General features: G+C 63.7%; 13 protein-coding genes and 1 pseudogene. 11 read left to right on the top strand and 3 right to left on the bottom strand.

Annotated features, from left to right (window positions below; genetic code table 11):
- Nucleotides 1-383 precede the first annotated feature (383 nt).
- Complete coding sequence (locus CWS35_RS37355) at nucleotides 384-971, top strand: hypothetical protein (RefSeq protein WP_100957051.1); 588 nt, start codon at nucleotides 384-386, stop codon at nucleotides 969-971.
- 334 nt (nucleotides 972-1,305) lie between these two features.
- Nucleotides 1,306-2,232 (top strand): ArdC family protein, encoded by a 927-nt coding sequence (locus tag CWS35_RS37350; protein ID WP_100957049.1) that lies wholly within the window; start codon nucleotides 1,306-1,308, stop codon nucleotides 2,230-2,232.
- 803 nt (nucleotides 2,233-3,035) lie between these two features.
- Here CWS35_RS37350 and CWS35_RS37345 read toward each other — a convergent pair.
- Nucleotides 3,036-4,070 (bottom strand): IS110 family transposase, encoded by a 1,035-nt coding sequence (locus CWS35_RS37345; protein WP_024585279.1) that lies wholly within the window; start codon nucleotides 4,068-4,070, stop codon nucleotides 3,036-3,038.
- A 591-nt stretch (nucleotides 4,071-4,661) separates the two neighbouring features.
- Here CWS35_RS37345 and CWS35_RS37335 point away from each other — a divergent pair.
- The 9 genes and pseudogenes from CWS35_RS37335 to CWS35_RS37295 all read left to right on the top strand — a co-directional run bounded on the left by CWS35_RS37335 (nucleotide 4,662) and on the right by CWS35_RS37295 (nucleotide 16,539).
- The gene (locus tag CWS35_RS37335; protein WP_043854945.1) at nucleotides 4,662-5,822 is read left to right on the top strand and encodes a tyrosine-type recombinase/integrase; all 1,161 of its coding nucleotides are present in this window, start codon (nucleotides 4,662-4,664) and stop codon (nucleotides 5,820-5,822) included.
- Nucleotides 5,755-7,635 (top strand): site-specific integrase, encoded by a 1,881-nt coding sequence (locus CWS35_RS37330; RefSeq protein WP_157817097.1) that lies wholly within the window; start codon nucleotides 5,755-5,757, stop codon nucleotides 7,633-7,635. Before CWS35_RS37335 ends, CWS35_RS37330 begins: the two co-directional genes overlap by 68 nt.
- A gap of 2 nt (nucleotides 7,636-7,637) precedes the next feature.
- A complete protein-coding gene (locus tag CWS35_RS37325) occupies nucleotides 7,638-9,524 on the top strand; it encodes an integrase (protein ID WP_043854944.1) in 1,887 nt (628 codons plus the stop codon).
- Nucleotides 9,493-9,969, top strand: a complete 477-nt coding sequence (locus CWS35_RS39350; protein WP_063928869.1) for a hypothetical protein — start codon at nucleotides 9,493-9,495, stop codon at nucleotides 9,967-9,969. The genes CWS35_RS37325 and CWS35_RS39350 overlap by 32 nt, the downstream gene beginning before the upstream one ends.
- 478 nt (nucleotides 9,970-10,447) lie before the next feature.
- Nucleotides 10,448-10,713, top strand: a pseudogene (locus CWS35_RS37315) (DUF736 domain-containing protein).
- A gap of 496 nt (nucleotides 10,714-11,209) precedes the next feature.
- Complete coding sequence (locus CWS35_RS37310) at nucleotides 11,210-12,370, top strand: tyrosine-type recombinase/integrase (RefSeq protein ID WP_100957251.1); 1,161 nt, start codon at nucleotides 11,210-11,212, stop codon at nucleotides 12,368-12,370.
- Nucleotides 12,357-14,201 carry a hypothetical protein gene (locus CWS35_RS37305; RefSeq protein WP_100957047.1) on the top strand — a complete coding sequence of 615 codons (1,845 nt, stop codon included), beginning with the start codon at nucleotides 12,357-12,359 and terminating at the stop codon, nucleotides 14,199-14,201. The genes CWS35_RS37310 and CWS35_RS37305 overlap by 14 nt, the downstream gene beginning before the upstream one ends.
- A gap of 3 nt (nucleotides 14,202-14,204) precedes the next feature.
- Entirely contained in the window at nucleotides 14,205-16,103 is a 1,899-nt protein-coding gene (locus CWS35_RS37300; protein ID WP_100957045.1) for an integrase, read from the top strand.
- 7 nt (nucleotides 16,104-16,110) lie between these two features.
- On the top strand, nucleotides 16,111-16,539 hold the full coding sequence (locus CWS35_RS37295; protein WP_157817360.1) for a hypothetical protein: 429 nt from the start codon (nucleotides 16,111-16,113) through the stop codon (nucleotides 16,537-16,539).
- A 47-nt stretch (nucleotides 16,540-16,586) separates the two neighbouring features.
- Here CWS35_RS37295 and CWS35_RS37290 read toward each other — a convergent pair whose 3' ends face one another.
- Both CWS35_RS37290 and merA read right to left on the bottom strand, forming a co-directional pair.
- Nucleotides 16,587-17,363, bottom strand: a complete 777-nt coding sequence (locus CWS35_RS37290; RefSeq protein WP_100957041.1) for an alkylmercury lyase family protein — start codon at nucleotides 17,361-17,363, stop codon at nucleotides 16,587-16,589.
- A gap of 29 nt (nucleotides 17,364-17,392) precedes the next feature.
- Nucleotides 17,393-18,826, bottom strand: a complete 1,434-nt coding sequence (gene merA, locus CWS35_RS37285; protein WP_100957039.1) for a mercury(II) reductase — start codon at nucleotides 18,824-18,826, stop codon at nucleotides 17,393-17,395.
- Nucleotides 18,827-18,928: the final 102 nt, after the last annotated feature.

Here is an 18,928-nt window from a genome sequence, read left to right as displayed (position 1 = left end):
ATTCCCGGCGCGCTTGAGCGAACGTCGCGAGCATGGCGCGGCGACGGCGGTCTGGCTGGGGAAATCTTTCCGGCATCGCCAACCCGGCCCGCACCCTGTCGGCCCTCCCCTCGGGTTTGCAGCGGTCTGCGCCCCCGGCGGTCCGCTTCAAGGCCAAGTCGCAAGCGACCGGTTGCCGCCGATCTCGGCAAGGCCCGGCCGCGTCAAGCGCAGGGCTCCAGCAGGCTGGAACCCCGCTTGTCCGCAACCGGACCTCGCTCGCCTGGCGTTCCCCGGACCTTGAAGCGGCCCTCATCCCGGCGGCGCTGGGCGACCGCACCCGAAGGGAGAGCCGGCAGGGGCCGGATCGAACCCAACGGCGAAACCCAGGAAAGGACTTCACCATGACCAAAACCGCTCGCGCACCCCGCACCAGCGCCCGCGTCGTCCCGCTGCGCCGCGGCACCACTGTCGAAATGGTCCGGCTCGTTTGCCCGGACGCAGCCCAGGCCACCCGCATTGCCGAGAGCTTCGGCCTCCCTGTCCTCGACAGCGACGGCATCCGCGATCTCCACCAACGCCTCATCACCGAGACCGCAGACGCTCTCGGCGAAGGCCTCAACGAACGTGCCATGCAGATCCACCTGCAACGGATCGTCGGCTCCTATGTCGGCTCAGCGCACGGCGCCGGCCAGTTTTACAGCCGCGCCGTCACCGAAGCGCGCGAGGCGACGGCAAAGCTCGCCAACGACACGCGCGACGAGGACCTCGACGGACCTGTCGGGTTCGAATCCGCGGCCCAGCGCAAGCGCGAATTCGCCGCCGAGGTCGCCGTTCAGGCACACGCACTGCGCATGGCGGCCGAAGGCGCCGCCGCAGCCTACGAGCACGTCGTCGGCGAGAGCTGGAAGCCGTTCGAGCGCCAGCCCGAACAACCCGGCGAGACCGTCAGCCGCAAGGCGGCCGAGGTTCAGATGGCAGCGTTCGGATGACGCAGCCGGCGGGGCTTCGGCCCCGCCTCTCGCTCACGATTCGATATCGGCCGGTCCCTTCGGGACCGGCCTTTTTCATGTCGCACGGCGCAACGGCAAGAAAGAGCAAACAGAAATGAATCGGAATGGAGCGCCATCGCGGCCCGTTCCGGCTTTCGGTCGATGCTCCGGCCGGCGCGGCAGCGCAACGGCTTTGCCGTCCTCCACTGCCGTTCCGGTCCGGGGTCTCGGTCGTCACGCCGACCACCAGCGCCACCGGATGCGCGGCCCCCGGCCTTCGCAGCGGACCGCCGTGACGGGCCGCGACGGGCGGCCTCCAACGGAGGTTAGGATCATGACAGGTAAGGAAACCAAACCCCGCGCCGACATCTATGCGCGGATCACCGATCGCATCGTCGCGGATCTTGAGCGCGGCGTGCGCCCATGGGTCAAGCCGTGGAATGCGGCCAACACGGCCGGACGCATCACGCGGCCGTTGCGCCACAACGGCATGCCCTATCAGGGCATCAACGTCGTGCTGCTTTGGTCGGAAGCAGTCGCGCGCGGTTTCACCTCGCCGATCTGGATGACGTTCAAGCAGTCGCGCGAACTCGGCGGTCACATCCGCAAAGGTGAGAGCGGAACGATGGTGGTCTACGCCAACAAGATCACCAAGACCGAGACGGACGAGCATGGCGACGAAGTCGAACGGGCCGTTCCGTTCCTGCGCGCCTACACGGTATTTTGCGTCGACCAGATCGACGACCTGCCGGATCACTATTACGGACGTCCCGAGCCGACCATCGCGCCGGCGCAGCGCATCGCGCATGTCGACGCTTTCTTCGCCAACACCGGCGCAACGATCCGGCATGGCGGCGACAAGGCGTACTTCGCACCGTCGCTCGATCTCATCCAGATGCCGCTGTTCGAAAGCTTCCAAGACGCGGAGAGCTATGCCGCCACGCTGGCGCATGAATGCGTGCATTGGACGGCGCCGGCGCATCGTGCCAATCGCGATCTCAGCCGCTACGCGAAGGATCGCAGCGAGCGTGCGCGCGAAGAGCTGGTTGCCGAGCTTGGCGCGTGTTTCCTCAGCGCCGACCTCGGCATCGTGCCCGAGCTCGAGCCGCGTGCGGATCACGCGAGCTACCTTGCGTCGTGGTTGGAAGTCTTGTCCAATGACAAGCGTTTCATCTTATCGGCCGCCGCGCACGCGCAACGCGCGGTGACCTACCTGCACGATCTTCAGCCCAAGCCGGCCGAGATCGACCAAGCGGCATGAGACGCAACCATCCACGCCCCGGACGCCTGCGCTTCATCGTTCACCTTTCTCGATAAGAAGAAGGCCTCGCCTCGCGGCGGGGCTTTCTTGCGTGCATCGTCATGCGTAATGGCCGGCGACCGGAGATGGCGGTGCTTGCCCATCGCCTGACCGGGCCGCAGCGGCGGGACGTGGCGGGGTGGGTTGCCTGGCTCTGTCCGACATGCCGGCCCCTGTTCCTGGGCGGGCGTCTTCCCGTACCGGCAGAAGCCTGATGTCATCACGATGCGTCTGCCCTGGTTGCGTCGAGGCCGCCGGGCGCGTGGAAAGCCTACGCGGTGCGACACGAGTCCCTTGCATCAAGGTGCCCCGGCCGTCGTCGCGCGGTGTGGCGTGCCTGTCGCTCGGTCGTATCCCCATCGTTCGGCCTGGCGCGCCCAGTGCGTCCTCGATTTGGCATGTCTAACCGAAGGCCGTCGTCGCTGCGCTCCGCCTCGATCCCAAGACCGCAACGGCCGTTCTCGGCTTTCTTCCCCTGTTCGCTGCGCGCCCATTCCTCGCGAGACATATGTGGACGCCCCCTCCGGGGGAAGAAGAAAAAGGAAGCATAAGTGCAGTTTCGATCAGGTGCTACCATATGTCCGGCCTCTCAAAGACGGCGCATACGGCCGCGGGCCCTGAATGAGTCCGCGTATCAGGTCCCTTTCAAGAAAGCGCGCCATGATGCGCAATCTCGCGAACGGTCTGTCCTGATACGTGGGTCAGATCGACTGCATCACTTCCCTTGCACCTCTCCCGAAGCCGTTAATTGCTTCCCTTACCGGTTAGCCAGCCGCGACAAGACTCGGCCTAAACTGCTGACCACGTGTCAAGACCGCCCAAGCCACCCGCGCCATCTTGTTGGCCAAAGCCACGGTCACAAGACGTGCGGGCTTCTTCTCGAGCAGCGATCGCGCCCACTCCGAGAGCCAACTTCCATCCTTGATGCGGGCGGACCTGACGACTGCGGTGGCGCCGACGACCAGCAGTGTGCGTATATATTGGCTGCCCATCTTGGTGATCCGGCCGAGCCGATCCTTGCCGCCAGAGGAATTTGCTCTGGGCGTAAGTCCGAGCCAGGCGGCGAAGGCTCGCCCCGATTCGAAGTAAGCCGGATCGGGCACGGTCGCAGCGATCGCGGTCGCCGTCACGATGCCGACGCCAGGAATGCTCGCCAACAGCTTGCTTGCGGCGTTGCTGCGATGCCAAGCGAGGAGTTCGACATCGAGCCGGCGGATCTGCTTGTCGAGCAGGCCGACCTGTTGCGTCAGACAGCGGACGACCGTTCGCGCGACCTCTGGGATCGGACATTCATCCTCGCCGGCCTTGAGCACTTCTGCCACCAGGGCTGCTGTCTTGGCCAGACCAAGTCCTGTCACGAGGCCGAATTCGGCGAGATGCGAGCGGATGGCGTTGACCAACATGGTACGCTGGCGCACGAGCATCGATCGCGCGCGATGAACCATTTGGATGGCTTGCTGTTCTGTCGTCTTGATCGGCACAAACCGCATAGTTGGTCGTTCTACCGCCTCGCAAATTGCTTCGGCGTCCGCCGCGTCGGTCTTGCTGCGCTTGACGTATGGCTTCACGTAGTGGGGTGCCATGAGTTTGACCTCATGGCCAAGCTCGCTGAGTGCTCGCCCCCAATAATGCGCCGTACCGCAGGCTTCAATTCCGATCACGCCCGGTTCGAGCTTCGCAAAGAAAGCCAGCACTTCGGACCGCCGCAATTTGCGACGGACGACAGGCTCACCAGAATCGTTGACTGCGTGAACTTGAAAGATGTGTTTCGCGATATCCAGTCCGATTGTCAGCGACATATGCGGTCCCTTTCGAGTGAGCCTGTCTTCAATATCTATGCTCGGCCTGAATTGGGCCGAGGGAAGGGCGTCCACATATTCAAGAAAGCCTCGCCCTGGCCGCCCTCTACTGCGTGGCGGCCCTTCGGGTGCGGCCCGATCGCCTCCGGTCAACGACAGCCATCGAGGTCGCGATGGTCGCGGCCCGAGAAACGAAAGAGGACACGAACATGGCTACCATCGGCAACTTCACCGTGAACGGCAACGGCTTAGGTCATGTGCTGAGAAGTGTCCTTTAGCGGCATTGCCTGAGAGCCTGGCACGCAGACGTCCGAGTCAAGCGTTCCCGCAGCGTAGCGAGGACAACGCTTGACGCGGCGGCGACACGACAAGCTATTTGAAGGGGTGCAGGCGAAGTCCTGCACCTCTGCCACGTGGCGAACGGGAGAGCGCGAGGGGAACCCCTCGCATCTCAAGGAAGACTCGCGCCGAAGGCGCTCCGTGTATCTTTTATTCGCGTGCTGTCATCTGTCAGTTTCATCGACACGGTAAGCACTTGGGCGATGTCGATGTCCTCTTGCACCTCCGGGTGCTTCGTCACCGGAGAGCAGGATGGTTTCGATTGTACGGGCAGTGCCCGGTGTTGAAGGGATTCCGGCAGGCTTCCCCATCTTGCTCGACGCGCAGATGTCGATTGTCGAACCTGCCTTCGGCTACCTGATCGAACTCGCCACCATTCCCGGCCGCTCGCATGCGATGGAGACGCTGAGGACGTATAGCGAGCACCTGCATGACTGGTTCGACAGCCTGGAGCAGAGCGAGCTGGACTGGCGCCTCGCCGATGAGGGAACGATCGCCGGCTACCGGAATCGGATGCTGGCAACGCCGAGCCCTCATACCGGGCGACCTTATGCCCGGTCCACCGTGAACGATCGTATCCGGACGGTCTGCCGCTTTTATACATGGGCGCATCGACGCGGTCTGATCGAAGCATTGCCCTTCGACTACGTTGAGGTGTCGCTCCGCTCAGTGCGTCGTCAGGGCATGCTGGCGCATTTGCATCATCGGCCTGCGACCGTGATGGCGAACACTCTGACGGTTTCGGAGGTTGAACGTCTGCCGCGACCGCTGCGCGTCGATCAACTCCAATCGCTTTTTCAGCATCTTTCGTCGCCCTATGACCTGATCGCCGAATGGGCTTTGGCCACGGGCATGCGCCGCAAGGAACTATGCGGCTTGCAGCTCCATCAGGTGCCGGATGTTGCTCACGTGGACATCGACGTGGACCCACTCGTCGGAATGCCGCTGACCGTGACCAAGGGCGACCGGCCGCGCACCGTCTATCCGCCGCTGCGGCTGATCGACCGAACCCACTGGTATGCAGGAGAACAGCGTGCGGCGCTGGTGAAGCTCCGACGCAGAACCCGCCCCGGTTATCGGCCGTCATCAGCGCTGTTCCTCAACAGCAACGGCGATCCCGTGTCGAGAGCGAGGTTCTCCGCTGCGTTCAGCACGGCCTTTCAGGCGGCAGGGCTGACAGGATCGGGCCATTGGTTGCGCCATACATTTGCGATGACCATGCTCGTGCGCCTGCAGAAGCAGGCGGCGACAACACCAGATCTCAATCCGCTGAAGATTGTGCAGGTCCTGCTCGGACACGCCTCGATTCAGTCAACGGCAATCTATCTGCGCTGCGTCGAACTTCATGCCGACACGCTCGCCGAGAGCCTGGCCTATCTTTACGGCGAGTTGGTGCCTCATGGCCGCGCGTAAAAGGAAGTCGATCAATCGGCGCATCACGGTTGCGGCGCCGGACAATGCGGCAACTGACCTCATCACCGATAAGGTCATATTCACCGATGCCGGAGGTCGGCCAATCCAACGGTTCGACCCCGAGCAGCTTTCCGGCCTGCCTGCCGACCTGCGCGGGCTCATGGTCCAGGCTTTCCGAGAGCATGGCGTCGGCCAAAGGCCCACGACCCGCCGAACGACCTGGGCAGCGATCCTCCGCTTTGCCCGCTACGTTGTCGACGATGAGACGATTAAGACGGCGGCTGATGTCGATACCGCCGCGCTCGGCCGCTACGTGCTCTGGCTCAAGGCGCAGTCGACCTCCCGCGCGCCGCGCGGTGCGCATGCCACGGCCTTCAATACATTTCGGCCGCTCCTCGCATGGTGCCAGCGCAATCGACCTGGAACGCTCGCACGCGATCTTGAGATTCCCTGGAATCCCTTTCCCGGCAGGCGAATGCATCAGCAACCGCGCCGGCGGCTGCCGTCCGATCAGATCAAGGCGATCCTCAGCGCCTGCTACGAGGAGATCGACGAGGTCTGGGCCCGGTTTCAACATGGGCAGGATGTCATCCGGCGCACCGAGCTTCCGCCCAAGATACTGCGCGGTCAGGGGCTCGATCGATGGATTTGGCGGATCAGCCGCATCGAGGACGGTCGCATGCCCGACAGGGCTGTTCTCGAAGAACACGGGATCAAGTCCGCCACGCTCGTCAAGTCTTGGGGCGGCTATCGCACCATCACGCAGTATTTTCACATCACTACCGATACGCTCGTTCCGTTCTTTCTGGCGATCGCCATCCAGACCGCCGCCAATCCCGATCCGCTGCGTCATATCCGTCGCGACTGTCTCATCCCGCATCCGCTCGACGAGCATCGCGTGATCATCGACTGGAACAAGGCCAAGACCAATGCGCGTCTCCAGAAGGCGCAGCGCCGCTCGTTCGATCGGCGTCGACGATACGCCGCGCCGAACCTGATCGCGATGATGCTGGCCCTGACTGAACCGCTTGTTGCAGATGCTTCGCCCATGCAGCAGGATCGGCTATTTCTGACGCGCAGCATCTATACCGAGTCCACCCGCCATTCGCTTCGTAGCCGCACGGAGGTGGTCGAGCATTCCGTCCTCAGGCGCGCTATCCTCCGATTCACGAAGCGCGCCAACCATCGCATCGATGAGTGGAACGCGGCACATCCCGACAGCACGCGTTCCCGGATCGCCGGCTTTGCGCCCGCTTTGTTTCGCGGCACTGTCGCAACCGAACACTATCGCGCCTCCGGCGGCGATATTCTCGTGGCCCAATCGATCCTCAATCACGCCAACGCCGCGACGACCGAGACGTATCTCAAGAGCGAGGAGACGACACGCTTACAGCGCCAGACGATCGCTCGCTTGCAAGACCTGATGATCGCATGGGTGCGCGGGGACAAGCCTATAGGCGCGCCGTTGCGGCTTGGCCAACGTCGTGGCACCGCTTCCTTCGCCCATGATTGTCTCGCGCCGGTCATTCCTGGTCGAGATGGCGCCGAGCGCCTGTGCCCGCATTTTGGCGGATGCCTTGCGTGTCCCGGTCTCGTGATCCCGATCGACCCTGAACATCTGGCGCGTATCCTCGCCGCCATCGATCGGTTCGAACAAGCCCGCAACCGGCTCGACCCCCAACGGTGGAATCTCCTCTACGCGCCGTCGTGGCGGATTCTCACCCAGGACATCCTTCCGGATTTCCCGGCTGCGATGCATGAGGCCGCGCGTGCGCTTGCCAACGACATGCCCGCCCTGCCGGAGCTGGAGTAATCATGCTGCTCCAAGCTGATCCCACGCATGACGTTGATCCGCCGCAGAAGGTTTCGGCAGAGTCGCTATGGTCGGACCCGCAATGGCATCTCGATGGCCTGCGATCCGACCTGCGGAGATCGCAGCTCCAGATCGATTGGGATTTCGAACTGCCAGACGGCAGCCGCTTCACAGACCCATGTTGGGGCCGCTGGCTGGAAGATGCGCGCATCTTTTTGTGGTCGCTTCGCCTCGATCCGCCGCCAGGCAGGCGGCACGCCCGCGCGAGAACCCTTGTTGCCGCGGCCGTCAAGCTCCGCATCCTGATCCGATGGATGGCTGGCCAAGCAATGCGCAGCTTCGGCGACCTCGATCGCGATGCCGCCGCCCGGTTCATGCACGACATTGCCGGGCGACGAAGACACAATGGCGCGCTGATCAGACCTGGGACCCGTCACGACTACGCCAACCTTTTGCTCGCCCTCTACCAGCAACGGCGCAAGCTCGCATGCCCACCACCAGAGCACCCGTTCGACGAAGACCGCGTAGGCGCTCATTCCGGATTCAGCCGCCATACCGTGCAGCGCCTGCCATTCACGCCCGATGCCATCGCCGTGCCGCTCGTCTCGGCCGCGATCCGACTCATCGGACAGCCGGCCGATGACGTGATCGCACTACGCGACCAGGCCGTGCCGTTTCGCATGGATGATCAAAGTCGCTCCTTCTTCGTTCACCGGCAGGCCGTCCGGGCACTCGTGTCTTCATTTCGGTTTTCCACGATCGAGGGCGAGAACGTGCCCTGGCATCCGCCGTTGACGCGAACGAGGCACCTGCGCGGGCTGATCAATCGCATCCAGGAAGCTTGCTTCGTCACCATTGCCTATCTGGTCGGCGCAAGAGCCTCGGAGATTCTGACGCTCAATGCTCACTGCGTCGAGGAGCATCCGTCCGCAGATAAGACGGAAGCCTTTGCTTATCTCCGCGGCCGGATATTCAAGACCGCCGGCAACGATGCCGGCGTGCCGCACCTCTGGCCAGCGCCGCCGCCCGTTCTGCGTGCCGTCGACGTCTTGCGCCGTCTCTCAGAACCCTTGCGCGCTCAGAGCGGCCGGTTGGACCTGTGGCTCTCCATCGCCGGGAACGGCATCATCGATCGCCGCGTGCCGGAGGTCCCAACGGGCAGTTCTCTCGTTATCCGTCTGAACGAGAGATTTGCGGCTTTCATCGACATGCCGCTCAACGACGATGGAACGCCTTGGCGTCTGACCACGCACCAAGGCCGTAAGACCTTTGCCCGCTTCGTCGGCAAGCGCGACCGCACCGGCCTTCATGCCTTGCAGCATCATTTCGGGCATGTGACCCGCATTATGACCGACAGCGCCTATGTCGGAACAGATTTTGATCTCGGCGAACTCGTCGATGCGCAAACACTCGACGAGACGCGATCTGCGCTCGAGGAGTTGCTCACCGCGTCGCGTCTTGGCGGCAAGGCGGGGCGCATGCTGTCGTCGCGGTCGCGCTTCCGCGGCCGGACCCGCGACGGCGAACTCGCCGGCTATGTCGATTTCCTCATCGAGGAGAGCGGCATGCGGCTCGGCGTCTGCGACTGGGGGTATTGTGTCTATCGCGTCGAGTCCGCCGCTTGCATGGGGGACGAACGCGGTCCGAACCCGCTGTGGCGCACCGAGAGCACCTGCATGAGCTGCGCTAACTTCGCAGTCACTGAGCGGCACCGCCCGGTCTGGCAAGCGCGCCTTGATCGCAACATCGCTTTGGTCGCCGACGATCGACTCGATGCATCGAGCATCGCTCTCGCCAGAACGCGCATTGCCGAGTGCGAGCGTGTCCTTTCCGATCTTTCCGCTACAGGAGGAGCCCATGCCGAAGATGACGGCCGCAAACCCACTTGATCGGCGCGTGCAAGCGACAGCCGAGAAGCTGCGCGCTGCCCTCGACCGCCTGGCCCGCAGCTCCGTGGGGTCTCCGATGATCGAACGGCAATTGACCGTCGCAGCTCTCGCGAGGGAGGCGCGCGTTGGACGTAATGCCATCTACGCCAATCACCGCGATATCCTCGACGAGCTGATCCGCGTCCGTCAGCAGCGGCGGGCTCCTGATCGGATCGCCGCCGTCGCCGAGAAGGCCGCCGAACAACGCATCGCCGTCGATATTATGCAGGGTCAGCTTCGCCAGCTCGCGACCGAGAATGCCGGACTCCTGCGGCGCGCGACCGAAGCGGAACGCCGTGCCGACAGGGCCGAGCACCGCATCGCGCAGTTAACGAAGGAGCTTGATCACCGTCGTCGCCCCCAGTTGCTACGATCGTCGGTCGGTGAGCACGGAGAGGGTCGATGATGATGTCGTTTCCCGCCCAGCCTTCTTGCCGCACGATGCACCGATAGCTCGTTGCCGGACGAAGCTGGATCATGTCGTCCTCGCAGCTTCTCGGATGACGAGGGTGGCCAATGCGCAGGAAGTGTCTCGATAGTCCGTCAGACCGTGGTCGTTGGTGTTTCTATGCCGTAAGCCAGAGTCTCTCCTTCGCAGGGCTGTCCAGAAGTGCGTCCATTGCGGCCTTTCTTGCTGGCGTATCTCACACCGCGTTCGGCTGCTGCGCAGCCCGCCCTCGTTCCCGCAACAGCGCGATGACGACCTTCTTCCCCGCCGTGCTCGGCTAACGCCTCCGCGCGGCTTCCTCGCGAGGCAAGAAGCTCGTCCCTGCGCCGCCTTCCACTGCGTTTCAGCCCTTCGGGTGCGGGCCGGTCGCCCGGTGTTTTCCGATCGCCATCAAGGCCGCGATGGTCGCGACCTGATACAGCAAAGGAGAAGACCTATGGCTCAGATCGGTACGTTCACCCGCAACGAAGACGGTTCGTTCGCCGGAGTCATCAAGACCCTCAACCTCAGCGTCAAGGCTCGGCGGGCACCAACATCGAGTTCGGTGCTGTGTGGAAGAAGAAGTCCCAGGACACGGGCCGCGAGTACCACTCGGTCAAGCTCGACGACCCGAGCTTCCCGGCTCCGATTTACGCCACGCTGGTCGAGGTTGAAGGCGAAGAAGGCTATTCGCTCATTTGGTCTCGCCCGAGCCGCGACTGAGATGTCGCGCAAGAAGGCCCCGCCGAGCTGCGGGGCCTTCCTCCGTGAGCGGAAAGGAGAATGATCATGTGCAAGGTTTTGAATGCGCGGAAGGTCGGCAAGCGTACGAGCGCGACGCAGGTCTACATCGGCCGCCCCAGCAAATGGGGCAATCTTAGGTTACGCGGTATGAGGTGTCCTTTATCGCGTTCGATTCCAGCGCCGTGGCCAGGTTAGCGCGTCAGACGTCCGGGTCAAGCGTTCCCGCAGCGCAGCGAGGACAACGCTTGACGCGGCGGCGGCCCAACAAGCTCGTCAATGGAGTGCAGGCAAAGTCCTGCACTCCTGCCACGCGGCGAGCGGGGGGAGCGCGAGGGGGAACACCCTCGCACCCAATAAATAGACTCGCGCCGAAGGCGCTCCGCTTTCTGTCATCTGTCCTTTGCTATGGTCGCGTATCCATCTGCGCGGGCCCAACGCCTTCCGCGCCTTCGGTTATCCTGCATTCGGGGACAGGATGGTCTCCATCGTTCGTGCGGTCGAAGGCGTCGAGGGCATTCCGGCCGGTTTTCCGATCCTCCTCGACCGGGACATGGCGATCGTCGAGTCGGCCTTCCGCTACCTCTTGGATCTCGCGGTTGTCCCTGGCCGATCGCATGCCGCCGATACGCTACGGACATACGCCGAACATCTGTACGATTGGTTCGACACGCTAGAGCAGAGCCTCCTCGACTGGCGTATGGCGAACGAGGGGACGATTGCCGCCTACCGGAACAGAATGTTTTCGGCTCCGAGCCCGCATACTGGCAGACCCTATGCCCGATCGACCATCAACGATCGTGTCCGAACGATCTGCCGTTTCTACGTCTGGGCGCACCGCCATCGGTTGGTCGCCGAACTACCCTTCGGCTATGTCGATGTGTCGGTACGGTCGTCTCGTCCCCGCGGCATGCTGGCGCATTTGGATCGACGGCCGGCGATCGTATCCGCCAACGTGCTGACGATCGCGGAGGCTGAAGCGCTGCCACGGCCGCTGCGCGTCGATCAACTGCGCCGTCTCTTCGCCGCCCTCGATCCTCCATATGGTCTGATAGCGCAATGGGCGTTGGCGACCGGCATGCGCCGCAAAGAGCTGTGCGGCCTACAGCTCGCTCAGGTTCCGGTCGTGGCGCATCTTGACGTTGAGCGGAATCCGCTGGTCGGATTGCCGCTGACCGTCACCAAAGGCGACCGTCCCCGGACCGCCTATCCGCCGCTGCGGCTGATCGATCGCACCCATTGGTATATCGGTGAGGAACGCGCCGCGCTCGTCAAGCGCGTGCGCCATGCGCGACCGGAGTACCGGCCACCGACGATGCTCTTCCTCAACGGCGGCGGCGCCCCGGTTACACGATCCCGCCTGTCGGCCACGTTCAGCACGGCGTTTCGGAGGGCGGGGCTGGAGGGCTCCGGACACTGGCTCCGCCACACCTTCGCAATGACCATGCTGGTGCGCCTTCAACGGCAGGCCGCGAGGTCGCCCGACCTCAACCCGCTGAAGATCGTGCAGGTCCTGCTCGGCCACGCATCGATTCAGTCCACGGCCGTATATCTTCGCTGCGTCGAGGTTCACTCCGAGGCGCTCGTCGACAGCCTGGCCTACCTTTACGGCGAAGTGATCGGCGATGATTGCCCGTAGGATATCGCCACCGATCGATCGGCGCATCACGGTTTGTCCTGCGCCGCAGGCCCCGGCAAAGCACTCGGTTGCGGCGCTGGTCGAGTTTCGCGACGCCTGGGGCGAACGCGTTCAGATCTTCGATCCGCAGCAACTCGCCGAACTACCCGGCGATCTCGGCGCCTTGCTGGTCGACGCCTTCCGGGAACACTACTCTGATCTGGCTATCACGACCCGCTACGTAGCGTGGATGGCGCTTCGACGGTTCGCACGTTTCGCGGCGCAAGACGGGCTGATTGGGTCTGCCACCGATCTCGATTCCAGCGCCGTAGGCCGCTACGTGCTGTGGTTACGCGCTGCGGACGGCTCGGGACGTAAACCGGCCGCCTCACGGGGAACCAGCGCCACCGCATTCGATGTATTGCGGCCGCTCCTCCATTGGTGCCAGCGCAACAGGCCAGGGGCTCTCCCGGCCGACCTTGATATTCCTTACAACCCGTTTCCCACCAGGCGTTCGGACCAGGAACCGAGACGTCGTCTTTCTTCGGACCAGCTCAAGACGATCCTTCGTGCCTGCTATGAGGAGATCGACGAGGTCTGGGATCGCTTCCAATACGGTCAGGAGATCATCAGGCTGCCCGACCTACCGCCGCAGGCCAGGCATGGTCAGGGCCTCGCTCGCTGGATTTGGCGGATCAGCCGCGTCGAAGGCGGAGTCATGCCGGATCACACCGCTCTCGAACGACACGGCATCAAGGTCGACACGTTGCGCGCGCATTGGGGCGGCTATCGCGTCGTGTCCCAGCACTTTCACATCACGATCGACAGCTTGGTTCCATTCTTCCTCGCGATCGCAATCCAGACTGCCGCCAATCCTGATCCGCTGCGCATGATCAAGCGCGATTGCCTCGTGCCGCATCCGCTCGATGAGCACCGTGTGATCGTCGACTGGTGCAAGCCCAAGACAGGACGCCATCTGAAGAAGGCCCAACGCCGCTCGTTCGATCGCCGCCGTCGCTACGCCGCCCCCAACCTCATCGAGATGGTGTTGGCCTTGACCGAGCCACTCGTCGCCGAGGCGCCGCCCGGACAGCGCGATCGATTGTTTCTAACACGCAGCCCCTTCAAAGATGGCGCTCGCCGGACACGGCGTGGTCGCACCGAAGTGATAGATCATTCGACTCTGAGGAAGGCCGTCGATCGCTTCATTGCGCGCGCGAACGGTCGGATTGACACGTGGAACGCCACACAACCCGACAACCCTCGCAGCCTGATCGAGCGTTTCACGCCCGTCCTGTTCCGCGGAAGCGTTGCCACCGAGCACTATCGCGCCTCCGCCGGCGATGTGCTGGCGGCCCAAGCAATCCTTAATCATGCGAGCCCCGTCACCACCGAGACATACATTCGAAGCGCCGAGGCGACGCGCCTTCAACGCCAGACGATCGCCCGCCTTCAAGACCTCATGATCGCATGGATTTCCGGGTCCGGAGGGAACATGGCGGAGCAAACGTCCGACCAACAGCGCGCGACGGTCCTCTTCGGCCACGACTGCCTCGCTCCATTCATCACGGCGCCAGACGGCTCGGCCCGCGTTTGCCCACGTTTCGGGGGGTGCCTCACGTGTCCAGGCCTCGTGATCCCGATCGACGCCGACCATCTTGCCCGCATTCTGCTCGCGATCGACTGCCTCGACCAAGCCAAGCGCAGGCTCGATCCGCGACGTTGGGAGATGCTCTATGCGCCGAGTTATCGCATCCTCACGGGCGATATTCTTCGCGATTTTCCGGACGCGATGCACGCCGAGGCGCGCGCCCTGGCGGCGACCATGCCGCCGTTGCCCGAGTTGGAGTGAGTCATGTCCGCACGCGTCGCTGCCACCCGCGATAGGTCGGCGCCGATCAAGATATCGTCCCTGTCGCAATGGACGGATCCTCAATGGCATCTGGACGGGATGCGCCCAGGCCTGCGGCGCCACCTTCTTCGCATCGACTGGAGCTTCGATCTTCCGGACGGCAGCCGGTTCACCGACAGGCAATGGGCAGCCTGGCTGGAGGATACTCGGCAATTTCTTTGGTCAATGCGGGTCGATCCGCCGTTGGGCCGCGTGCATGCCCGTCCTCGCACATTGGTCGCCAGCTTCTGCAAGCTTCGTATCCTCATCCGCTGGATGGTCGCCGAGAGGATGCACGGCTATGATGAACTTGATCGCGACGCCGTGGAGTGCTTCCTCCGCACGCTCGCCAGCCGCCCCTCTCGGAGCCGAGGCGGGACCCTCTCGGCATCCAGCCGGCATGCCTACGCCATCATTATTCTGTCGCTCTATCTGCAACGGCGGAAGCTCATAAATCCCCCGCCAGAGCATCCGTTCGCCGCCGAGCGCGCCAGCGTCGTTTCTGGCCACACGCGCGATTCCCGTGGGTCGTTCCCTTATACACCGGACGCCATTGCCGTCCCCCTCCTGTCAGCAGCCATTCGACTGATCGGCCAGCCCGCGGATGATGTGATCGCGTTGCGCAACCAGGCGGCGCCCCTTTATGAGCAGCGTCGCGCCCAAGGATTTGGCGATCGCAAGCTCCGCGCCGCGGTTGTCGCCCTGATCGATAGCTTCCGCTTTTCCACGATCGTCGGCGAAGAGAGCCCGTGGCATCCGAAGATCGAGGCCGCCAAACGGCTCCGCTTTCTAATGGAGCGAATCTACGATGCCTGCTTCGTCACCATCGCGTACCTGGTTGGAGCAAGAGTTTCGGAGATTCTTGCGCTTGAGGCAGGATGTGTAGAGCATCGTTCGGCCTCCGACGGCTGCGAGGATTTCAGCTATCTGCGCGGTCGCATCTTCAAGACCGCCACACACGGTGCTGGCGAACCGCATCTATGGGCCGCACCACCGCCCGTCCTACGCGCCATTGATGTTCTCGAGCGGCTTTCTGAGCCGCTGCGGCGGCGTACCGGGCGCCCCGAGCTTTGGTTGATCATGCGCGGCAACGGTATCGTCGATACACGCTCTGCCGACGTCCTGACCCTCCACAGCCTTATTGCGCGGCTCAACGGATCCTTCGCGCCGTTCGTCGCTTTGCCGGCGCACACCGATGGTCGTCCCTGGCACCTGACCACCCATCAAGGCCGCAAGACCTTCGCCCGATTCGTCGGCAAGCGCGATCGCACGGGCCTTCACGCCTTGCAGCATCATTTCGGGCATGTGACCCGGATCATGACTGATCGCGCCTATGTCGGCACGGATTTCGAGCTCGGCGAGCTCGTCGACGCCCAGGCCCTCGACGAGACCAGGGCCGCGCTGGAGGAGCTGCTGACCGCCAGTCGGCTCGGTGGTCGGGCAGGGAGAATGCTCGCGGACCGATCACAATTCCGCGGCCGAACGATGGACGGCGATCTCGCCGCCTATATCGATTTTCTGATCGACGAGAGCGGCATGCGCCTCGGTGTCTGCGATTGGGGATACTGCGCTTATCGTGCCGAGAGCGCCGCCTGCCGCGGTGACGAACATGGCCCCAACCCAACCTGGCGGACCGAGAGCACCTGCGTCCGCTGCGCCAACTTCGCCGTAACGGAACGCCATCGTCCGGTCTGGGAAGCCCGGCGAAGCCGCAATCTCAGCCTGCTTTCCAACTCTCGGCTCGACCCAGTCAGCCTCGCGCTCGCTCGCACGCGGATCGCCGAATGCGACCGCATCCTCGCCGAACTTACGGGAGACTCCCATGCCGCCCCCGAACCCGCCGGCGCCGCCGACCCCCTATGATCGGCGGATGCAGGCGACCGCCGACAAGCTGGGCGCGGCCCTCGATCGCCTTGTTCGCGGGGCGCCCGAACGGCTGGCTTCAACGTATCCAGGCCGCCGATTGACGGTCGCCGCGCTCGCCCGCGAGGCAGGCGTCGCGCGCAACGCCATCTACACCAACCATCGCGATATCCTCGACGACCTCGCTCGAGCCCGAAAGCGTGGAGCGATTCCCGATCGCCTCGGTAGCGTGGAGCACAAGGTCGCCGAGCAACGTGCCGTAATTGGCGACATGCAGCTCCAGATCAGGCAGCTTGTGACGGAGAATGCCGGATTATTGCGACGCGCGGTCGAGGCGGAACGCCTGGCCGAAATGGCCGATCGCCGCAATGCCCAGCTTACGAAGCAGATCGATGTTCTTCGCCGTCCTGCGGTGTTGCGGCCCACCAACGCTTGATCTCGATAGGATCGCAGTGTCACGGCAGGAAGGGCGTCAACTGCGAGTCAGCGCAAGGTGTCCGAGAGCGGGTCAGTGAGGACCGGGCCAAAGATGGCGCGGCCGACCTCCAAGGCCTCATCCACGGTCAAGCCAGTGCCGTCACGTCGTGGTGTTTGAACATCAAGCCATTGCTGCAAATGCGCGTCCGAGCAAAAGAATGCGATCGACGGGCAACAAGAGCCGGCAGCGCAGCCGTCATAGGCGAAGTCGTACCAAACAACCGCACCTGCTGGGGCAACGCTTTTCGGCGCCCGACCATCCGCAGTCGTCGTCACTTCGATCTGCGACCCGCAGTGACGGCATGGTGATGAGATCGATATGTCCGCGCCATACATGTCTGCGGCGCCGAGCGCGTCGATCGCACAGAGAGCGTGGAGGGTGTGCCCATTGAGATCGACCCGATGGGCGGTGACTGCTTCCGTGAACGGATAGGCCAAGCGGATTTGCCCGGAATCGCGATCGAGTCCGATCAGATCATTCGAGTCCAGCGCGCGGAGCGCCGTTTCGACGTGATCGATCTCGAATCCGATTTCACCGGCGATGTCCGCAATCTGCGGAGGCTGGCCATGATCGCCATAGAACTGCAAGATCGCGCGCCATACGAGATCGTCATTTGCATCGAGCCTGTGAGACCACTTGTCCAGCAGTCCGGCGCGCGCAGCCAGACGGCCGGCAAGAGCTTCCCTCGCCCTCGGCTTCGTCACTGCCGACCAATCAGGGCGAAAGACCCCAGGCCGAATCTCTACCGCCGGCTCTAATTGCGCATGCGCATCGGTTTTCATGGTTCGCCCTTCACATGAACGCCATTGCCTTAGCCCGCACAGCAGGACAGCTTCTTGACATCCTTGTCGAACGTCTGCGCCGCGAGTTTCAGCCCCTCGACGGTCGTGAGGTAGGGGAAGATCGCCTCTGAGAGGTCATCAATCGTGAGACCGCAGCGGATCGCCAGCGCCGCCGTCTGGATGCTGTCGGCGCCCTCCGGCGCCAGAATGTGCGCGCCGAGCAGTTTTCGGGTTGCGCCGTCCGCCACGAGCTTGATCAGTCCTCGGGTGTCGCGGGCTGCAAGCGCGCGGGGCACATTGTCGAGTGAGAGCACCGAGGTTCGCACGGCGTGCCCGCCAGCGCGGGCTTGCGCCTCGGTCAAACCGACGCTCGCCACCTGTGGATCGGTGAACACGACTGCCGGCATCGCCGAGTTGTCATAACGCAGGCTGTTGCCGTTCAGCGCGTTCTTGGCCGCGAGCTTTGCGCCATAGGCCGCCATGTAGACGAACTGGTCTTTGCCTGTCACGTCGCCGACCGCATAGACGCCCGCTTTCGACGTGCGCATACGGTCGTCGATGACGATCGAGCCGGACGACGCCTGCGTGACGCCGGCCTCGGCGAGGCCGAGAGTTTCAGTATTCGGCGTGCGCCCGGTCGCCACGAGAATCCGCTCGGCTGTCAATATGTCCGGACGGCCGCTGCGGATAATGGCGAGAGCCACACCGCCGTCATCGGTCCTGCGGACGGAATCATAGGCCGCTCCGCTGATGACTGTGATCCCTTCATCGGCGAGGTAGCCCGCGAGAGCCGATCCGATCTCGGGCTCGGCCTCCGGCAGGAGCCGACTGCGAAAGACCAGCGTGACCGCGACGCCAGCGCGCGCGAAGGTTTGGGCGAGTTCAGCCCCCACATAGCCGCCGCCAAGCACGATCAACGAACGCGGTAGTTGCGACATGGCGAGCGCCGCCGTGCTGTCGAGCGGCGAGACGTCGGCGATTCCGGGAATCAGCGGCAGCGCGGGGCGCGCACCAGTTGCAACGATGATGCGCTCCGAAGTGAGCCGCTGACCATCCACGTCGACGCCGCCAGCGACGAGCCGGGCCTGACCTTCTCGGTAGGCTACGTTGTTGTATTCGGGCAGGAGGTCGGCGTATTTCGCCTGACGCAGTCCAGCGACCAAAGCGTCCTTCTGGGCGATCTGTGCGGCCCAATCGACCACGCGGGCGCCACTTTCGATGCCTGCGAACCGAGTTTGCGCGACATTGGCGTGGTGCACCGCCTCCGTAGCCCGGATCAACGCTTTCGAAGGCACGCAGCCGATATTGACGCAGGTGCCGCCGATCGTGCCGTATCCGATGAGCGCGACCTGTGCACCCTGCTCGGCGGCGGTGATCGCGGCGGAAAAGCCGGCCGAGCCGGCGCCGACGACCACGAGGTCGTAGCTTTGTCCTTTTTTCGCGGGCGCGCAGCAGTCACTCATGATTTGAACTCTTCCTGTCCAATGTACTCGCGCAACAATCAGCGCTTGAGCGGCGGCGAACGAGCCAAAAGGCGGCGACTGCCAAACCTGTCAGCACAATCG

The sequence above is a fragment of the Bradyrhizobium sp. SK17 genome (assembly GCF_002831585.1).
Taxonomy (GTDB): domain Bacteria; phylum Pseudomonadota; class Alphaproteobacteria; order Rhizobiales; family Xanthobacteraceae; genus Bradyrhizobium.
Note: the sequence above shows the minus strand (reverse complement) of the source record. Positions and strands in the feature narration are given on the sequence as shown.

Coding starts and splice junctions, on each gene's coding strand:
- merA (WP_100957039.1), bottom strand. CDS start 18,826: ATGAGTGACTGCTGCGCGCCCGCGAAAAAAGGACAAAGCTACGACCTC.
- CWS35_RS37345 (WP_024585279.1), bottom strand. CDS start 4,070: ATGTCGCTGACAATCGGACTGGATATCGCGAAACACATCTTTCAAGTT.
- CWS35_RS37335 (WP_043854945.1), top strand. CDS start 4,662: ATGGTTTCGATTGTACGGGCAGTGCCCGGTGTTGAAGGGATTCCGGCA.
- CWS35_RS37325 (WP_043854944.1), top strand. CDS start 7,638: ATGCTGCTCCAAGCTGATCCCACGCATGACGTTGATCCGCCGCAGAAG.
- CWS35_RS37310 (WP_100957251.1), top strand. CDS start 11,210: ATGGTCTCCATCGTTCGTGCGGTCGAAGGCGTCGAGGGCATTCCGGCC.
- CWS35_RS37300 (WP_100957045.1), top strand. CDS start 14,205: ATGTCCGCACGCGTCGCTGCCACCCGCGATAGGTCGGCGCCGATCAAG.
- CWS35_RS37290 (WP_100957041.1), bottom strand. CDS start 17,363: ATGAAAACCGATGCGCATGCGCAATTAGAGCCGGCGGTAGAGATTCGG.
- CWS35_RS37295 (WP_157817360.1), top strand. CDS start 16,111: ATGCAGGCGACCGCCGACAAGCTGGGCGCGGCCCTCGATCGCCTTGTT.
- CWS35_RS37305 (WP_100957047.1), top strand. CDS start 12,357: ATGATTGCCCGTAGGATATCGCCACCGATCGATCGGCGCATCACGGTT.
- CWS35_RS37355 (WP_100957051.1), top strand. CDS start 384: ATGACCAAAACCGCTCGCGCACCCCGCACCAGCGCCCGCGTCGTCCCG.
- CWS35_RS37350 (WP_100957049.1), top strand. CDS start 1,306: ATGACAGGTAAGGAAACCAAACCCCGCGCCGACATCTATGCGCGGATC.
- CWS35_RS37330 (WP_157817097.1), top strand. CDS start 5,755: ATGCCGACACGCTCGCCGAGAGCCTGGCCTATCTTTACGGCGAGTTGG.
- CWS35_RS39350 (WP_063928869.1), top strand. CDS start 9,493: ATGCCGAAGATGACGGCCGCAAACCCACTTGATCGGCGCGTGCAAGCG.